Genomic DNA, 18,442 nt, shown 5'->3' with positions numbered 1-18,442 from the left:
CAAGAGGCTGGGTGAATGGAGCTGAGTGCATGGGGCTGAGTGCAAGACGCGATTTACGGGGGATGTGGAAACCTACGACCGTGCGTCTTTACCAAAATCTAAGGGATGCAAATGACCGTATTAACCGGGGAAATCCCAGAACTTGCCCGGACCTCCCGGGATGTGTGACCGGTTCTCCGATCCATGCTCTCTGCACTACCCCCCAGTTCCCCCGCCTTTCAGCAAATGTTCTTTCAACTCTCCCACATCACTCTGAATGTGACTGATTGACCGCATCAAGTGTTCCACCTCAACTTTTCCCTGCGGCAGTTCGGGACTAATGTAATGAACAAACCGCCAGATTTCCCGGATTTCTTCCACTGCCAGATCATAAGGTTCGTAAAGGGGATTAAGGCTGACACATTTCACACTCCCCTTTTCCTTTATTTCATTTTGAATAATCTTAAATGAAATACCGTCATCGCGGGTAAGCACCACACAAGCATCCCCGTCTTTTATGGTATGCCAGTCTAGAATAAACTCTCCGGTGATCCATGCTCCACTGGGAACCGGCAACATGGAATCTCCACTAATCTGAAAGGTCCGGTATTTCTTTTCCCGGTCAAGGAAAGGCAAACGAAAAACCGGCAGCGAACTGATGTATTCAGGATCTGAGAAACCAGTAAGATAGCCGGCCTTAGCTTTTTCAGGTACCAATTCGATGTTTTCCTCATTATCGGGCCCCACCGTGGAGGTCAACACGCGCAACCTGGAACCGCGCACATAAACATCGTTTCCGCCCTCCAGGTCTTTTAACTGAAAGTTGGTCAGTTTGGATAAATCCACCCTAACGAGTGTGTCCATTGACAAGCCAAAATAATCGGCCAGAGAAGTAAGCACATCTAACGGAGGCCCGGAGACTTTATTCTCATAATTATTAAGTGTGGGACGTTTAATACCAAGGGCTGCAGCCAGGTCGCCCTGGGTTAGGCCCTTGCGTTTGCGTAACAGTCGAAGATTGGATGCGAAATACATGCTTAATTTTTAATCGTAAAACAGGATTAATTATTAAGCAAATATATACAACAGATTCTAATTGGTCAATAAAAGAATCAAATAAACCCGGAAAAACTTTTCCTGTACTCGCTGGGAGTACAATTGTTTATTCTCTTAAAAGCAGCATTAAACCTGTTTATTGAATTAAAACCACATTCAAAACAGATATCCGAAATACTCAAATCTGTCGATATCAGTTTCCGCTGAGCCTGACTGACTCGTTCCTGCGTAATGTATTCAGTCAACGTCAGTCCAAATGTTTTTTTAAAAACAGAATTTGCATAATCAGGATGCAAACCTGCTTCATGACCAATATCAGCCATTTTTATAGGATGATTAAAATTTCGGGCAATAAATAATGCAATTCTTTCTATCTGGCTGATTTCTCCATCAGATATCTTTATCGTACCGGAAGCTTTTGTATTTGATACCCGATCGGCCATTCGTAGTAAGCGAGCACGCACTTCCAGCAATGAAGCATCTACCCCTCTGTTTTCAGCATAATCATCAATCCATTGCTGAAATAAAAACTTATCATAATGGAAATATTTTCCCGATTCATCAATCAAAACCTCTCCCTTTAGCACTCTGTCAACAAATGCAACCGGGAACCTCCACTCCAGAAACCGTGAAAGAGGAATGGTTCCTACAAAATAAGGAGCTGACTCAGAGAAATCAACAATTTGGTGCGGCACAAGTCCCCAAAACAATGCAAAACTCTTTGGTGGAATGGTTACTCTGGCACCTTGAAAGAGATATGTAATGTTCCCTTCAGGAAAAAAATTAATTTCAATTTCATTATGTCTGTCAGGTTTTCTCATTACATCGGGAATCCAAACTTCAAAGGTCAGCCCATACGGCTTAAATCTGTCCCGATTTTCATTAAATCTGTGCAAAATCTCGGAATTCGGCATATATATTTCAAAATCAGATTAGTTTTAATCGAATTACGAGACTAAATTTACACTTTTAAATGCTAAACCGCACTAAGTATGAAAAAGAACTGGCTATTTTTTATTATTCTGCTTATTTCTGTAATGCAGGGAGCCGTATCCCAGAATAATAAGTCTTTGCAAATTAATTCCACCGAACTGAAACCACGAATCGTGGTACTCACAGATATCTCTACCTGGGAACCAGATGACAGTGAGTCCCTGGTCAGACTCCTGGTCAACGCTGATCTTTTCGAGATTGAAGGACTCATTTACACCACAGGATGGAGCCTTGAGGAAACCCGTGACGACTTTCTCCAACTTATCCACGACAGGATTGATGCCTACGAAAAGGATCTTCCGAATCTTATGAAAAGATCAGCACAAACAAGTTTCAAAAAGGATGAATCTAAACAGGAAATCGGCTACTGGCCCAGCCCTGATTATTTAAGAGCCCGCACGATGACAGGCAGCCAGAAAAGGGGCATGGAACATATTGGCTCAGAGAATATTTCTAACGGAAGCAACCTGATTATTAATCAGGCGGACGAGAATGACGACCGTCCTTTATGGATTTTACTTTGGGGTGGTGGCAATACCCTTGCACAAGCCATCTGGCAGGTTCAGGAGCAAAAAGATGAGAATGCCCTCAGAGCCTTCCTGCATAAAATCCCAACCTATGCAATTACCGACCAAGACAGATCTTACAAAGACGGTACACCTTACGACATTAGCTCACAGCAGTGGATACGCCTGGAGTTTGAAAAAGATCTGATGTATCTCTGGGATGAATGCGCCTGGAAATTCCAGAATGGAACCGGTCGAAAAAACTGGGAAGCGTATGCACATCACATTCAAAGTAAAGGAAACCTGGGAAAGCAATATCCCAAATATAAATACGGAGTCGAAGGGGATACCCCCTCTTTTCTTCACGTCATTCCCAATGGACTGAATAACCCGCTTGACCCGAATCAGGCCGGATGGGGTGGCTATTTTGAATGGGGCATCGGACCTGACAGCATCTCCAGTGCATATACCAATCATAAAGGGAAAGCTTTTGAGATTTGCACCAAATATGAAGATCGCTTTTATCCGGCCACTTTCAATGATTTTGTCGCAAGAATGGACTGGGCCGACCAGGGTGAAGGAAACCGGAACCCCAAAATAATTCTGAACGGAGACAAAAACATCTCCCCGTTACATATTAGCCAAAAACCCGGAAAAAAAATAAAACTTGATGCCTCAAAATCTTTTGATCCCGATGGAGATCAACTCAGTTTCAAGTGGTGGATCATGCCTGAAGCAGGAAACTGCAGTGAGAGGATAACAATCTCTGACAACCATTCAAGTTCAATAAAATTAAGCATACCCGGGGAATCTGATGGTCAGACTTTTCACGTGATATTCGAAGTCACTGACAACGGGAAGCCGAATCTAACCAGTTACCGCCGGATCGTTGTTCATTCAACTTCAGACTAACAACCATCTTATTCATATCTTTCGTATCTTGTTCGATCAAATTTTTGAAAGTTAGTCTTTGCAAGAAAACATCAACTACTTCGTCATTCTCGTGTTTGGCGCTTTCTTATCAAAGACTGAACAAACTTAAATTTTTTTGCAAGCATTATTTACAAAAGATATGACTCTACAAATACGTCCCGAAGGTTTTGAGCAAATTTTCTTTGCCGATGGCAACAACCTGGGCAAGGCTTATCCAGTAAAGCAGGATCTCTCGAAATTAAAGATTGCCCAGCGACAGCTTTATCACAATGTTGATTTGCTGACTGATGCCTTCTCACAACGCTGCGAGAGTGAAAATGTACCGGTGGCCTGCCACATGGGATGTCAATGGTGTTGCCATCAGGCCGTTTTTGCCACTACCAACGAGATGATTGTGCTGGTGGATTACCTGGAAAAGAGATTTTCGGCTAAAGTAATTGAGGAAATAAAACAAAAAGCTGAGGCAAAAGAAGAAAAATTTTCCAAACTGTCACCCAAAGAGGCATTAAACACCAGCCACCCCTGCCCTTTTCTGAGGAAAGGCAGTTGCATGGTTTACCCTGTGCGGCCATTGGGATGCCGCATTTATCTCTCCTCGGATGAGAAAAGCTGTCATGCAAAATTCCTGAATCCCAAAGATCCCAAGGCTGTGCCTGCTCTTTTTGATTTCACGCTGAAAACCGGACGACAACTCAACGAAGGGTTTGCTGCGGCTCTGAAGGAAGAAGGCCTCTCCGTTGAGGAACACCGCATTGAACACATTCTTATTAAATTGTTGGAGTCTCCGGATAAAAAAAATGAATGGCTGCACGGAGCAACCATTCATGATAGTTTTCCCTTTGATGAAATTGCTGAAGATTAGCTTAGCTAACTATGATAGAAAAAGAAGCCCTCGTTCTATCATCAAAATTCTTACATAAGCCATAGTATAAAAAGGAACCTAAGGGTTTTCAATCTTTGATAAGAAAGCACCAAATACAAGGCTTTCGAAGTTTTTGAATCCAATGAGTTTACTTTTTCGTAAATGAATGATTCAAAAACGAGAATAACGCAGTAGTTGGTGTTTTCTTGCAAAGATTAGTTGGGCATTACATAGTCCAGTCCTGCTCCGGGCCCCAACGGGAAACCAAAAGTCAGCCAGATAACCAGCAGAATACTCCATCCGATAAAGAACGCGATGCTATAAGGAATCATAGTGGCCATAACGGTTCCAAGTCCGGCCTTTTCATCGTATTTGTTAAAATAGGCAATGATCAGTGCAAAGAAACTCATCATGGGTGAAATGATGTTGGTCACCGAATCTCCGATGCGGTAAACCGCCTGAGAGAGCTCGGGTGAATATCCCAGCAACATAAACATGGGCACAAATATAGGTGCCATAATCGCCCACTTGGCGGAGGCACTTCCCATCAGCATATTGATTGATGCCGAAAGCAATACAAACAACAGCATCAGCGGAATCACGCCCAGATCGGCGGCCATCAGGGCTTCAGCGCCGTTGACGGCCATAATTACCCCCAGGTTACTCCATTTAAAGTAGGCCACAAACTGAGCTGCAAAGAACACCAGCACAAAATAGGTGGTCAGCGTACGCATACTGTCAGCCATGCTCTTAGCCACATCTGAGTCGTTTTTGTATTTCCCCATCACAGCACCATAAACGATTCCCATAGTACCGGCAATCAGGAATAAGAGTGCAATCACTCCGCGAATGATTGGGGAAGAAAGAATACCTCCGTCGTCACCTCTCAAAAGACCATCTTCAGGAATGATGCCAATGAGTATTATGGCCACCCAACCCACAAAAACCAACAAACTCCACATCAGGCCTTTTTTCTCTTTCGATGACAGTCGTTCCAGTTTTTCTTCTCCTTCTGGGCCGTCATACTTCCCAAAACGAGGGGCAATGACTTTCTCGGTAACCCAGGTACCCACTGTAGCAATAAGAAAAGTGGATACAATCATAAAATAATAATTGGCCGTAGGATTGACCTCATAGGTAGGGTCAATAATGCGGGCAGCTTCCTGCGAGAGTCCCGCAAGGAGGGGATCTACGGTTCCCAATATGAGGTTGGCACTAAAGCCTCCGGAAACACCGGCAAAGGCAGCTGCCATACCCACAATAGGATGTCGCCCAACCGACTGAAAGATAATTCCGCCCAAAGGTATCAGAAGGACATAACCGATGTCACTGGCAAAGTTGGAGAGAATCCCGGAAAACACCAGCACAAAAGTGAGCAGGCGCTTGGGCGATGAAAGCACCAACAGGCGAATAAAAGCCGCAATCAGACCACTTGACTCAGCAATGCCAATTCCCAGCATCGCCACCATCACAATCCCCAACGGTGCAAACCCGGTGTAATTCTCCACCATCCGATCCATAATCATGGCAATGCCCTCTTTACTGAAAAGATTCACCACCTGGATGGTTTCGCCTGTCCCTGGATGCTGAACCGTCCACCCCAACCAGGCGCCAACAGCTGATAAAATAAGAGCTGCCAACGCAAATATCCCAAACAACGTCGCCGGGTGTGGCAAGGCATTTCCGCCCTTTTCCAGGAGATTCAGAAACCTGTCAAAAAAACTTTTCTTCCTTACTTTTTCACTCATGTGTAATGCTTTAAATATGTATAGATAGTGTCAGTCCATAAAGTACCAATTGCTGCGTTACGCTCGTCCGAAAATTACTCATTTACGAAGAGTAAACTCCGTATTTTCGGACTTCGCAAGCCTTGCAATTGGCACTTTCTGACCAGACATATGACTAAAAACAAACTTTTCCGGCCCGAAAATATAAAAATATCGTTACATCCAAACTGACAGATGTTTTCCAACCCCTGAACTTTTTTTTCGTCTCAATAATGACATCTCAAAAGGATAAATGTTTAATTTACTTACACCAACACATTATTTCCTTTGATTAATGTAACTTTTTGGCGATTTTTTAGTATGTAATTAATTACAAAATCATTTTGAACATGGGGCCATTTTACCGTTTATTTCCAGCCAATCCCGCCTTTCTACGCAGGATTCCGGCGCTGATTATTATCGGACTGTTTTTGTCCGGTTTTTTTACTACAACAGCTGTTGCCAACGATAAGGAGTGCATTGAAGGCTTTACCACAACCATTGAGTCTGTGGAAATTCAGGATGAATGCATCGTTTACGACCTCCTGGTAGAAGCTACAGGAGAATCCAAATTTGCACTTTCCCATTTTGTTGCTGCCATTCCCTGTGGCAATATCTCCGATGCCTCCAATTCAAGCGGGTGGAAAATGGAATATCCGGTCAACGACCCCACCACTGGTTTCTCAGGAATAAAGGTGGATGACATTGAAGGCTTTGGCGAAAATGGCAACGAATCATTCCGACTGACCTTCACCGTCTGTGCCACAGACAATTCCTGTCTGGAGATGCTTACAGAAAATAGTCTTGAGGTAGCCTACAAAGCAGGCACCTGCATTACCTCCGAAACCATTCCTTCGGCTCTTCAGCCACTGAGTGCAGATTACGAAGTGACGCACCTCGACTGCTCCGGAGACACCAACGGCAGCATTGACGTTACCGTAAATGGAGGTGTTCCTCCCTATCAGTTTCAATGGTCCAATGGTGACACTACCCAAAACCTGGAAAATATTCCTTCAGGAGTTTACAACCTGACCATCACGGATGCAGCAGACAGCACTCTTACACTTTCAGCACAGGTGAACAGCCCGGCTCCCATAAGCATTACCGCTTCGCAAACCAATACCGGATGTGGACAAAGCTCCGGAGCAATCGACCTGACAGTTACAGGTGGGACAGCTCCCTACACTTTCCAGTGGAACAACGGCTCTGTTAATGAAGACCTTAGCGACCTGTCCGGAGGCGATTACAACGTTATCGTTACCGACACCAATGGTTGTCAACAGCAGAAATCCTTTACCATCAGAGAAACTTCTTCCATTGAAATTGATGTCGTTCGAACCAACATTCAATGTCACGAAAGCGCTACGGGCAGCATAGAAACAACTATTTCCGGAGGTACTGAGCCCTACGCTTTGCTCTGGTCAACCGGCGACACCATTCCAAATCTTACCGGACTTTCAGAAGGCACCTACTTCCTGTGGGTCACTGATGCCATGGGATGCACACAGTCAAGACAAATATCCGTAAACCGGGAGCAGTTAAGTGCGGAAATTGCATCCACCAACACCGGATGTCTGGAAAATAATGGCAGTGCCACTATAACAAACATCAATGGGACGGCCCCTTACGCTATCAACTGGAGCACAGGCGACACCACCCTTACGGCTGAAAATCTGCCGGCAGGCAACCACACCGTTCATATTACTGATGCCAACGGCTGCCAAATCACCGAAGATGTGACCATCGGCCGGGAAGAAGGGCCTCAAATCAATGTGTCTGCAGAATGGACCGGCTGCACCCCCGATGATTCGATAAAAGTGAATCTGAATGCCACGGACGGTCAGGAACCATACGAATGGGTGGTCAACGACCAGCCTTCTGCTTCTGAATTTTACCTCAGCGAAGCCGGAGATCTGATGGTTACTGTGACCGGGAATAATGGTTGTGCCACCACCGAGGCGGTGACCGTTTCACCAGCTGCCCCGGGTCCGGAATTCCGTCTGAGCGTCATAGATGCCAGCTGTACCAACCCTGAAGGTGCGGCCTCCGTAGTATTGGAAAACGCCACAACATTGCCCGTTTACTGGGACGGCATCCAGGGATCGACCTACAAAAGCGGGCTTCAGGCTGGCACTCATGAAGTCACTGTGACAGATGAAGAAGGATGTGAAACCACCAAAACATTTTCCATAAGTGATGTAGTAATTCCCACAGCAGAAATTCTGACTACCACCACTACTGTGGATTGCGAAAGCAACAACAATAATCTGACAGCCGTCACCTCCAATGCCGAAACCATTGAATGGGAATTTGAAAGTGCTGACAGCTCATGGTTCTTTACCTCTACAAGTGAAGAAACAGCCACCTATACCGCCGGTACCGGGAGTGCAACGGCATTTATCCATGCAACCAGCAGCAGCGGATGTGTAGCTTCGGATTACATACTGCTTGAATGCAGCGGCACCTCCCAACCAACAGACTCTATTGATAACGGGAATGACAATGAACTGCCTGATGACGGTTCTTCTGATGATTCCAACGGAGATAACGACCCTGATGATGACAACATAGAAGATCCGGTTGATACCCCCTGCAGCGGAGGATGCTACGAAATATCGGCAGAACCGGTGACATCAAGCGGTCAGGGTTGCTTGGCCTACAGCTATACCATTACAACTGATGGATCGTGCCGTTACGATTTATCACACCTCATCATTGAATTACCGGAAGGTCAGATCGCCTCCAATGTTTTCAATTCGCTCTATTTTCCACTGGAGATCAATGCCACAGATCCAAAATCAGGCATTTATGGCATCAAAGTGGATGAAATAAAGGGATTTGGTCAGACAAACACCGAAATGGAGGTAAGTTTTGAAGTCTGCAATGCCTCTCAACCAATGGAGGAAACCAGACTGGCCTTCAAGGCAGGACAATGTCTCGATATTGTCAGTTTTAAACATGACAATCTCCAATCACCATCATCTGATAACAAAGGAGAAATCGACCTCAAGGTATATCCCAATCCCTCGCCTTCAAACGTAACATTTTCATTTACGGTACCAGGGCCGACAGCAGTTACCATCGATCTGTACGATGTTGCAGGCAATAAAGTGGAAACCGTTTTTGATGGAGAAGCCCTGGAGGACATCAGGTACGAAATACCTGTGCAACTGAACAGAAGCCCGGAAAGACTGTTTTACTATAGGATGAATGCAGGAGATGAGCAGAAAAGCGGGAAGATTTTGAGGTATTAGAACATTGGTTTTCAGAAAAAGGTGGAGATTGCTTCACTTTCATACCAACAACAGACCAGTAGAGAGATATAAGAAATGGAGGGGTTGATTTTCGGCAAGGCCAAAAATCAACCCCTCCATTCGCTAAAATAAAGAACTGATGACTTCAAAATTCAGGCTAACAGGTCAGGGAGAAATCATCTTCTACAGATAAAAATATTTCCCAGCAACAAAAAAATATACATTCGAAGAAAATTTGTATATTTTCGAGACATCCTAAAAATAAAAAGTATGAGTGAAGAGATTGAAAAAGTAGAGCTGCGACAACTAAATATCGACGATTACCAGGAATTGCGTACCACAGAGGAAGAGGCTTACCGCAACTGGGAAGGTCCCGCCTGGGATGAGCAAAACATCCGCACACTCCTGGATATCTTCCCGGAAGGACAGTTGGCCGTATTGGTAAATGACAAGGTTGTGGGATGCGCACTTTCTCTCATCGTCAACTACGAGCGGTTTGGCGACGAACACTCCTACAATGAAATTACCGGCAATATGACATTCAGCACGCACAACCCGCGTGGCGATATATTATACGGGATTGATATTTTCATTCGCCCCGAATACCGTGGCTTGCGTTTGGGGCGAAGGCTCTACGACGCCCGCAAAGAGCTTTGCGAACACCTGAACCTGAAAGGAATTGTTTTTGGCGGTCGCATCCCCCACTACCACAAGGTATCGGAAGAGATGACCCCCAAAGAATACATCCAGAAAGTTAAATTCAAAGAGCTGTACGATCCCACGCTGACCTTCCAGCTGGCCAACGACTTTCACGTCAAAAAAGTACTGAAAGGGTATCTTCCTGATGATCATGAATCTAAGGAGTATGCGGTATTGCTGGGTTGGGACAATATTTACTACACAAAACGGGGAAAAGAGCTGTCTCAGACCAAGTCCATTGTCCGTCTTGGACTGGTGCAGTGGCAAATGCGTCACTACCCCACTGTGGACGATGTGTTTGAACAGGTGGAATATTTTGTGGATGCTGTATCTGCCTACAAAAGCGATTTCATCCTGTTTCCGGAATTCTTCAACGCCCCGATGATGGCACGTTACAACCAAATGTCGGAACCGGAGGCCATCCGCCAACTGGCGCAATACACCGAAGAATGCCGCGACCGGTTTGTCCAGCTGGCCATCAGTTACAATGTCAATATCATAACAGGAAGCATGCCCCTGATCAGGGATGATAAGCTTTACAATGTGGGATATGTATGTCGTCGCAACGGGACTTACGACATGTACGAAAAAATTCATGTTACCCCCGATGAGGTTAAATCCTGGGGCCTTTCAGGCAGTGACAAACTCAAGGTATTTGAGACCGACTGTGGAAAAATCGGGGTTTTGATTTGCTACGACGTGGAATTTCCGGAGCTTTCGCGCCTACTGGCCGAGCAGGATATGAAAATACTGTTTGTCCCTTTCCTCACCGACACCCAGAATGGCTACAGTCGCGTAAGGTATTGTGCCAGAGCCCGTGCCATCGAAAATGAGTGTTTCGTAGCCATGGCCGGATCGGTGGGTAACCTGCCAAAGGTATCGAATATGAACATCCAGTACGCGCAAAGTGCTGTATTTACCCCGTGCGACTTTGCCTTCCCCACCAACGGTATCAAAACCGAAGCTACTCCCAACACAGAGATGATTCTGGTAGCTGACGTGGATCTGGATCTGCTCTCGGAACTGCATGCCTACGGAAGTGTAAGGAACCTGCGCGACCGCCGCACCGACGTATTTGATCTGAGATTGAAAAGCGGACTTATTGAATAATGTCAGAACAAATGTGTTCTGTTGAACATTTTTCCCGGAAGTCAGTTTATTTTACGACAACAACAAAACAATCACTATGTACAAAACCAATATTTTCAATCCGGAAAACCGGCCCACTGAAACCCAGAAACAGGAAATTGTTGATTTTCTCTATACCCACCTCGATCGCTTTGGTGACCCCAAAGAAGACATCTCCAAAGCCATTGACTACTCGTTAAAGATTTCAGAATCCTTTGGTGGCTTCGTCATGGAACTCCGAGACGACAACCGGATCATTGGTGCAGTAGTCATCAACAAAACCGGTATGGACGGATACATCCCCGGCAACATCCTGGTTTACATCGCTATTCACGCCGATTACCGCGGCAAAGGCTTGGGCAAGGACTTGATGGAGAAAGCCCTGAACGAAGCAGCAGGAGACGTGGCACTACATGTGGAGCCCGACAATCCGGCGAAGAAGCTTTACGAAAGACTGGGCTTTACCAATAAGTATCTCGAAATGCGTTACAAACCAGAATAACCAGACCATGGCATTTATCACTCTCGACAGAAAAAAACTCAAAGAAAACTATAATTACCTCGATAATCTTTTTGGAGAACACAGCATCGACTGGGCCATCGTGACCAAGATGCTTTGTGGCAACAAAGCTTACCTGAAAGAGGTATTCGACCTGGGCATCAAGCAGGTTTGCGACTCCCGGGTTTCCAACCTGAAAGCCATCAAAGCAGTGAATCCGGAGATGGAAACCATTTACATCAAGCCGCCACCGAAGCGTTCCATTCCAAGCATTGTGCGATATGCTGATGTAAGTATGAACACCACTTTTGAAACAGTGCAATTGCTTTCGGAAGAGGCCAGACGACAAGGAAAGACACACAAAATCATCATCATGGTGGAGATGGGCGAATTGCGTGAAGGCGTTATGCGTGATGATGTAGTGGATTTTTACTCCAGAGTCTTTGAGATGCCCAACATTGAAGTCATCGGAATCGGCACCAATCTCAGTTGTCTTTACGGCGTATTGCCCAATCAGGATAAACTCATTCAACTGAGTCTTTACAAACAGCTGATAGAAAATAAATTCAACAAGAAGATTCCGTATGTCTCCGGTGGCAGTTCGGTAACCATTCCACTGATTCATCAGGGGTTACTGCCCGAAACCATCAATCACTTCCGGGTGGGAGAAACTCTTTTTCTGGGTACTAACGTTTACGACGGCTCACAATTTGAGTTCATGCATAATGATGTCATCAAGATTTATGCGGAAATCATTGAATTGTTTGAGAAACCAACCGTTCCGCAAGGCGATATGGGATCCAATCTGGAAGGCGAAACCTTTGAATTCGATCAGGACAAGTCCAATGAACGCTCCTGCCGGGCACTCATAGACCTGGGCCTACTCGACATTGAGGAAAAACGACTCATTCCTGCTGATGACTCATTCGACCTTGCCGGTGCCAGTTCGGATATGATTGTAGTTAACCTTGGAGACAACGAACGAAACCTGAAAGTTGGCGACCTGCTGGAATTTAAAACCGACTATATGGGCGCCCTCAGATTACTTAATTCAAGGTATATCGATAAGCGGGTGATTTAGCTACTTAGTGTTTGTCTATAAAGTCCAACTTCTGCGTTGTTGCTCAAAATCTAAATCCTCAAATACACTAGTATTCTGCGGTTTAGATTTTTCACACGCCTTGAATTTGAACTTTCTAGTTCAAACACGTGAAAAACGCTTAGTTTATGGACAGGCACTACTTAGTGTGTGTCCATAAAGTACCATTTACTGCGTTACGCTTGCCCGAGAATTACCCATTTACTCAAGTAAACTGCGTATTTTCGGGCTTAGCAAGCCCCCGAAGAAAAATCGGGGCAGGCTTTGTAACTGGCACTTTCTTGACAAAAACATGACCAGAACCAAATTTTGCTTAGTTTATAGACGGACGATACTTAGTGTTTGTCGAGAATGCAAAAAAAATGGAAGTGATTCCTGATTGGTGTAATTTTACACCAAAAGATAAAACTATGACACGACAAAGTATATCCTTTTCCAAACGAAATGATGCATGGTTAAAAGCTCAAATCGCTAGCGAGGAATATTCCAGCAAGAGTGAATTGGTCAACGATTTGATCAGACAAGCCTGAAAGCAGCAAGCCCTGATTGACTGGGTCAGAGCAAAGCTGGAAAAATCTGAAAATAGCGGCTTCACAAACGACAGCAAAGAAGAAATTCTAAAACAATCAAAATCTATGCTTAATGGCTGATTACAGACTTAGTAATACAGCCTAAGTCAACCACACCCGCTCCCTCTTGCCCCAATCCACGATTTGCTTATATTTGTTTATCAGCAAAAATACTGACAAATAAAAGCAGAAATGACTTTACTGATTTTATATTTAATCCTGGCACTTGGCGTATCTTTTCTCTGTTCCATTCTGGAAGCGGTGTTATTCTCTACAACAGCCTCCTACATCGAAATAAAGAAGATGCAGAATGTGACAGGCGCACAATTATTTGCCAATTTAAAAACCAACATCGACCGGCCCATATCCGCCATCCTGTCGATTAACACCATAGCACACACAGTGGGAGCTGCCGGGGTAGGCGCCCAGGCAGTTTACGTATTTGGAGAAACCTGGTTTGGAGTAATCTCGGCTGTTCTTACGCTATTGATCCTCATTGTTTCGGAGATAATTCCCAAAACCATTGGAGCCACTTTTTGGCGCAATCTGGCTATTCCGGCCGGATACACCATACGAGTCCTAATGATTATCGCCTATCCGCTGGTAATTTTTTCGGAACTGATCACCAAACTCATGCCCAAAAGCAAGCATCCTTCTACAGTTAGCCGCGAAGAGATTGAAGCCATGTCGTCAATCGGTGCCAAAGAGGGGATCCTGAACAAGGATGAAGGAAATATAATACTCAATGCCATGCGTCTGGATATGATGCGCGTTAAAGAAATTATGACACCGAGAACAGTGGTAGTTGCCTGCCCGAGAAATATGACCTCTGCAGAATTCATCGACCATAAGGAATATCTGGAATACAGCAGAATTCCGGTATTTAAGAAAAACATCGATGATACAGAAAACTATGTGCTCAAGGCAGATGTTTTGGAATCTGTAGCCAGAGGAAATGGCAACAACCCGCTCCGGCATATCGAAAGAAATATAAAAATGGTTCCGGAAGCAATGAATCTCAGACAACTCTTTGAGGAGATGATTTCCGAAAACGAACATACCGCGCTCGTGGTCAACGAATATGGAGCCATGGAAGGAATAGTAACCCTCGAAGACATCATTGAAACCCTCATAGGGCGCGAAATAGTGGACGAAACCGACACATACGCCGACATGCAGGAACTGGCGCGAGAGAGGTGGCATGGAAAGATGAAAAAAATCTATCCCCGGTTCTGGCGCAGGTGAGTAAAATAGTTTTTAGTTTGTAGTTTGTAATCTGTAGTTTTTAGAAGGCCAAAGGTTCTTAAGCAACGCCCCGGAGAAATTGAAACAACTCTCCCCCACTTTCTATTAACCTGGGACACAGAAAAGGGCGACGGTCTGATAAAAAACCGTTTCCCTCCTCTAATTCACCCGAAATCCCTTGAATTTCCCGGAACTTAAGCATCCCATCACGAAAATCCATGAATTATTCAAGCCAAGTGAGAACCTTTTTTTTAACTTAGTAAACTCTAATTTCGATATATATTTACAGACAATTACTCATAAAACTATGCGAAAGCTATTCTCTTTGTTCATAACCCTGGTTCTGTTTGGCTCCGCTTTACCCGCCCAAACCAGCAACGAAACTGAAAACCTGATTTACCGTCTCCGGATCTTCAGCGAGATCAACAGCACCAGCTGGGTGCATACCCAAAATGCCTTTGAAGAGGCAGAAGAGATGAAGGCCGATGCCATCCTGCTTCACCTCAATACTTATGGAGGCCAGGTGCTTTTTGCCGACTCCATCAGAACCCGTATTCTCAACAGTAAAATACCGGTGCACGTGTTCATCGATAACAATGCGGCAAGCGCAGGAGCCTTGATATCCATCGCCTGTGACAGTATTTACATGCGGCCGGGAGCCAACATCGGAGCAGCTACCGTTGTAAACCAGACCGGCGAACAAATGCCTGACAAATACCAGTCTTATATGCGCTCCACCATTCGCGCCACCGCCGAATCACACGGAAAAGACACCATCATTACCCCTACCGACACCATTATAAAATGGGTTCGCGACCCTCAAATAGCAGAAGCCATGGTAGATGACAGGGTTTACATTCCCGGGGTTATTGATACGGGAAAAGTACTCACCCTGACTGCTCTGGAGGCCATCGATCTGGATTTTTGTGAAGGCACCGCCAACTCCGTTGATGAAGTGATTGAGAAATTGGAATTAAAACCCTATGAACTGAAGACCTACGAGCCCTCTTTCTACGATGGACTGAAAGGATTCCTTACCAGTCCGGTACTGCAGGGCATTCTGGTATTACTCATCATAGGAGGTCTCTACTTTGAGTTACAATCGCCAGGCATCGGATTTCCACTTATCGTATCCATAGCAGCAGCCATTTTATATTTTGCACCACTTTACATCGATGGCCTGGCAGCCAATTGGGAGATTCTGATCTTCATCATCGGTATTGCCCTCATTGCGGTTGAGATTTTTGCCATTCCCGGTTTTGGAATTGCCGGAATATCGGGAATTATCCTTGCACTGACAGGGCTGACGCTCAGCCTTCTGGAAAATACCGCATTTGACTTTTCCCCGGTTGACACCACAGCATTTTTCACGGCCCTGCTCACCGTTTTCCTGGGTATTTTCGGTGGATTCATCGTAAGTATCTGGCTCAGCCAAAAGATTTTGACAACCACTTCCGGTCCTTTCTCAAAACTGGCACTTAATACCAGCCAACCACTGGAAGAAGGATATGTAAGCATTGATGCCGAGATGAAAAAACTGGTCGGCAAAACAGGCAAGGCATTTACAGTTCTGCGACCATCCGGACGGGTAGAAGTTGAAGGGAAAATTTATGATGCCCGCGCTTCAGAAGGATTCATTGAAAAAGATGAAACGGTAGAAATTTCTGCATTCTGGTCCGGTCAACTGGTGGTCAGGCAGGTAGAGGAATAAAATTTGCCATTTAAACATTACAATTTGTAATTATTTTTGCCAACTCAGATAGAATACCCCGACAAAACACAAGGCTAAAACACTAAACTTCAGCCAGGTAAAAAAACGACCAAAACTTCATTTTTTGGTCGTTTTTTTTGACAGGGATGTATTACCATATCAAAAATCACTATTTTAGTTAATGAAACAGAGGAGCAAAAAATGTTCTCCACACGTTTCAACGTTCTCACAAATGCCACTAATTAAGGCACTTAAAAAAATCTTTAATTTTATTAATTTATTAATTGAGAATTGAATCATGAAATCCAGGAAGCTGCCCAAAAAGCACAATGACGATTTCGATGCTTTCGAAAAACCAAAAAAATCGGGAGCTAAAGTATCAAAAAGTAAAAGGTCGAAAAAGCCATCCATTTATGATGAATTAGACGAATTGGAAGAAATGGATGATTTTGTGCTAAGCGACAGAGAGTACAGGGGTTTCGACGACCTCTATAGTGATGATGATGATGCCCTGTATTAAAGAGGCAATGTTGAACCATTAAAATAATAAAGGTCACCTTCGGGTGGCCTTTTTTCTTTTTTCTAAAACATCACAAAAATTTCCCCTAAATTAGTATTTCAAAAAAATGCTGATTTATTTATGACCAATATTACATCTGTGGTACTGCTGGGCACGGGAAATGTAGGAACCCATCTCGCAAAAGCACTTACCGAATCCGGAATAGAAATCCGGCAAATTTACAGCCGGTCACAAGAAAATGCAGAAGAAGTGGCGCTGCCCAAAAACATTCAGGCCATTTCCGATTTTAAGGAAGCTGACACCTCCGCCGATTTGTGGCTGATATCGGTCTCTGATGATGCCATTCCCGAAATTACAGGTTCTCTTCCGGATTTCGATGGTATTGTGGCGCACACTGCCGGGAGCATACCTCTGGAAGTACTCTCCAGGTTCAAAAAAAGCGGGGTTTTCTATCCTTTTCAAACATTAAGTAAAGAAAGAAAGATAGATTACAATGATGTTCCTTTCCTTATCGAAGGAAGTGACGAGGAAACCACACAAAAGCTGCTGCGACTGGCCGGTATTCTGTCTGCAAAAGTCAGCAGGGCCGATTCCGCACTCCGTGCCACCCTGCATATCGCAGCTGTTCTTTCCTGCAACTTTGTAAACCATCTTTACAGTTTGTCGGCCGACCTGCTGGAAAGCGGTGGCCTTTCATTCAAATACCTTACCCCACTCATCAAAGAGACCACACAGAAAATATTGTATATGTCACCCCGGGAAGCGCAAACAGGACCCGCCATCAGAAACGACAGGGAAGTTATGGAAAAGCATCTGAAACGACTGGAAAACAATCCGTCACTCAGAGAGATCTATCGTTTAATAAGTGATGACATATTAAAATACCACAAACAGGAATAAATTGTTATTTTCGCATGACGTTGCAGAGCCGGGGCATAACACAACCGGAAAATAAAGATTGATAATCGTTTAAAACAAACCGATATATGACCAATTTTAAAGAAGACCTGATGAAAGTAAAGGCATTTGCCTTTGATGTGGACGGAGTTTTGTCGTGGCAGGTAATCCCCCTTCATCCTTCCGGGGAGCCCATGCGCACAGCCAATATCAAAGATGGCTATGCCATGCAGCTTGCAGTAAAACTGGGATACCCGGTAGCTATTATTACCGGCGGAAATACGGATTCTGTAAAACAACGGTACCTCAACCTGGGCGTTCCGGATGTCTATATGGGTGCCTCAGAAAAAATCAATCAGTTTAATGAGTGGATAGCAAAATACGATCTAAAACCTGAAAATGTACTTTACATGGGTGATGATCTTCCCGACTATCCTGTTATGAAAGAGGTGGGCGTGCCCGTATGCCCTTCCGACGCGGTGGAAGAAATCAAATCACTTTGCAAGTACATCAGTCACGCTAAAGGAGGTGAAGGTTGTGTGCGCGATGTAATGGAACAGGTTCTGCGGGCCCAGGGAAAATGGGGCACAGACTTATCCTGGTAAGAGAGGAATGAGGATTGAAGATTGAGGGATGAGGGTTAGGCAAAATTATTCCACCCCAACGGCTCATCACTCACCAGCTCATCAACTCATCAACTCATCAGCTCATCAGCTCACCAGTTCA

General features: G+C 44.7%; 14 protein-coding genes. 11 read left to right on the top strand and 3 right to left on the bottom strand.

Annotated features, from left to right (window positions below):
- Window positions 1–195: 195 nt before the first annotated feature.
- Window positions 196–1,014, bottom strand: a complete 819-nt coding sequence (locus BY457_RS17085) for an XRE family transcriptional regulator (protein ID WP_106154544.1) — start codon at window positions 1,012–1,014, stop codon at window positions 196–198.
- Between the two features lie 77 nt (window positions 1,015–1,091).
- Window positions 1,092–1,949, bottom strand: a complete 858-nt coding sequence (locus BY457_RS17080; RefSeq protein ID WP_106154543.1) for a helix-turn-helix domain-containing protein — start codon at window positions 1,947–1,949, stop codon at window positions 1,092–1,094.
- Window positions 1,950–2,027: 78 nt separating this feature from the next.
- Here BY457_RS17080 and BY457_RS17075 point away from each other — a divergent pair, with 78 nt between their 5' ends.
- A complete protein-coding gene (locus tag BY457_RS17075; protein WP_106154542.1) occupies window positions 2,028–3,446 on the top strand; it encodes a DUF1593 domain-containing protein in 1,419 nt (472 codons plus the stop codon).
- Between the two features lie 160 nt (window positions 3,447–3,606).
- Window positions 3,607–4,329 carry a YkgJ family cysteine cluster protein gene (locus tag BY457_RS17070; RefSeq protein ID WP_106154541.1) on the top strand — a complete coding sequence of 241 codons (723 nt, stop codon included), beginning with the start codon at window positions 3,607–3,609 and terminating at the stop codon, window positions 4,327–4,329.
- 215 nt (window positions 4,330–4,544) lie between these two features.
- On the opposite strand, the gene BY457_RS17065 is transcribed toward BY457_RS17070, so the two are convergent.
- Entirely contained in the window at window positions 4,545–6,077 is a 1,533-nt protein-coding gene (locus BY457_RS17065; RefSeq protein WP_106154540.1) for an AbgT family transporter, read from the bottom strand.
- Between the two features lie 368 nt (window positions 6,078–6,445).
- On the opposite strand from BY457_RS17065, the gene BY457_RS17060 reads away from it, so the two are divergent.
- The 9 genes from BY457_RS17060 to BY457_RS17015 all read left to right on the top strand — a co-directional run bounded on the left by BY457_RS17060 (window position 6,446) and on the right by BY457_RS17015 (window position 18,321).
- Window positions 6,446–9,349 carry a SprB repeat-containing protein gene (locus tag BY457_RS17060; protein ID WP_106154539.1) on the top strand — a complete coding sequence of 968 codons (2,904 nt, stop codon included), beginning with the start codon at window positions 6,446–6,448 and terminating at the stop codon, window positions 9,347–9,349.
- 270 nt (window positions 9,350–9,619) lie between these two features.
- Complete coding sequence (locus BY457_RS17055) at window positions 9,620–11,158, top strand: carbon-nitrogen hydrolase family protein (protein WP_106154538.1); 1,539 nt, start codon at window positions 9,620–9,622, stop codon at window positions 11,156–11,158.
- Between the two features lie 76 nt (window positions 11,159–11,234).
- Window positions 11,235–11,678, top strand: coding sequence for a GNAT family N-acetyltransferase (locus BY457_RS17050; RefSeq protein WP_106154537.1), 444 nt, complete (start codon window positions 11,235–11,237; stop codon window positions 11,676–11,678).
- A gap of 7 nt (window positions 11,679–11,685) precedes the next feature.
- Window positions 11,686–12,756, top strand: coding sequence for an alanine racemase (locus tag BY457_RS17045; protein ID WP_106154536.1), 1,071 nt, complete (start codon window positions 11,686–11,688; stop codon window positions 12,754–12,756).
- Between the two features lie 779 nt (window positions 12,757–13,535).
- Complete coding sequence (locus BY457_RS17035) at window positions 13,536–14,588, top strand: CNNM domain-containing protein (RefSeq protein ID WP_106154535.1); 1,053 nt, start codon at window positions 13,536–13,538, stop codon at window positions 14,586–14,588.
- A 307-nt stretch (window positions 14,589–14,895) separates the two neighbouring features.
- Window positions 14,896–16,299 (top strand): NfeD family protein, encoded by a 1,404-nt coding sequence (locus tag BY457_RS17030; protein WP_106154534.1) that lies wholly within the window; start codon window positions 14,896–14,898, stop codon window positions 16,297–16,299.
- Between the two features lie 298 nt (window positions 16,300–16,597).
- Window positions 16,598–16,819, top strand: a complete 222-nt coding sequence (locus tag BY457_RS17025) for a hypothetical protein (RefSeq protein ID WP_106154533.1) — start codon at window positions 16,598–16,600, stop codon at window positions 16,817–16,819.
- A 120-nt stretch (window positions 16,820–16,939) separates the two neighbouring features.
- A complete protein-coding gene (locus BY457_RS17020) occupies window positions 16,940–17,719 on the top strand; it encodes a Rossmann-like and DUF2520 domain-containing protein (RefSeq protein ID WP_106154532.1) in 780 nt (259 codons plus the stop codon).
- Between the two features lie 86 nt (window positions 17,720–17,805).
- Window positions 17,806–18,321 carry a KdsC family phosphatase gene (locus BY457_RS17015; protein ID WP_106154531.1) on the top strand — a complete coding sequence of 172 codons (516 nt, stop codon included), beginning with the start codon at window positions 17,806–17,808 and terminating at the stop codon, window positions 18,319–18,321.
- Window positions 18,322–18,442: the final 121 nt, after the last annotated feature.

Origin of the sequence: Marinilabilia salmonicolor, from assembly GCF_003003035.1 — a bacterium.
Classification (GTDB): domain Bacteria; phylum Bacteroidota; class Bacteroidia; order Bacteroidales; family Marinilabiliaceae; genus Marinilabilia; species Marinilabilia salmonicolor_A.
This window is presented reverse-complemented; position numbering and strand designations above follow the sequence as displayed.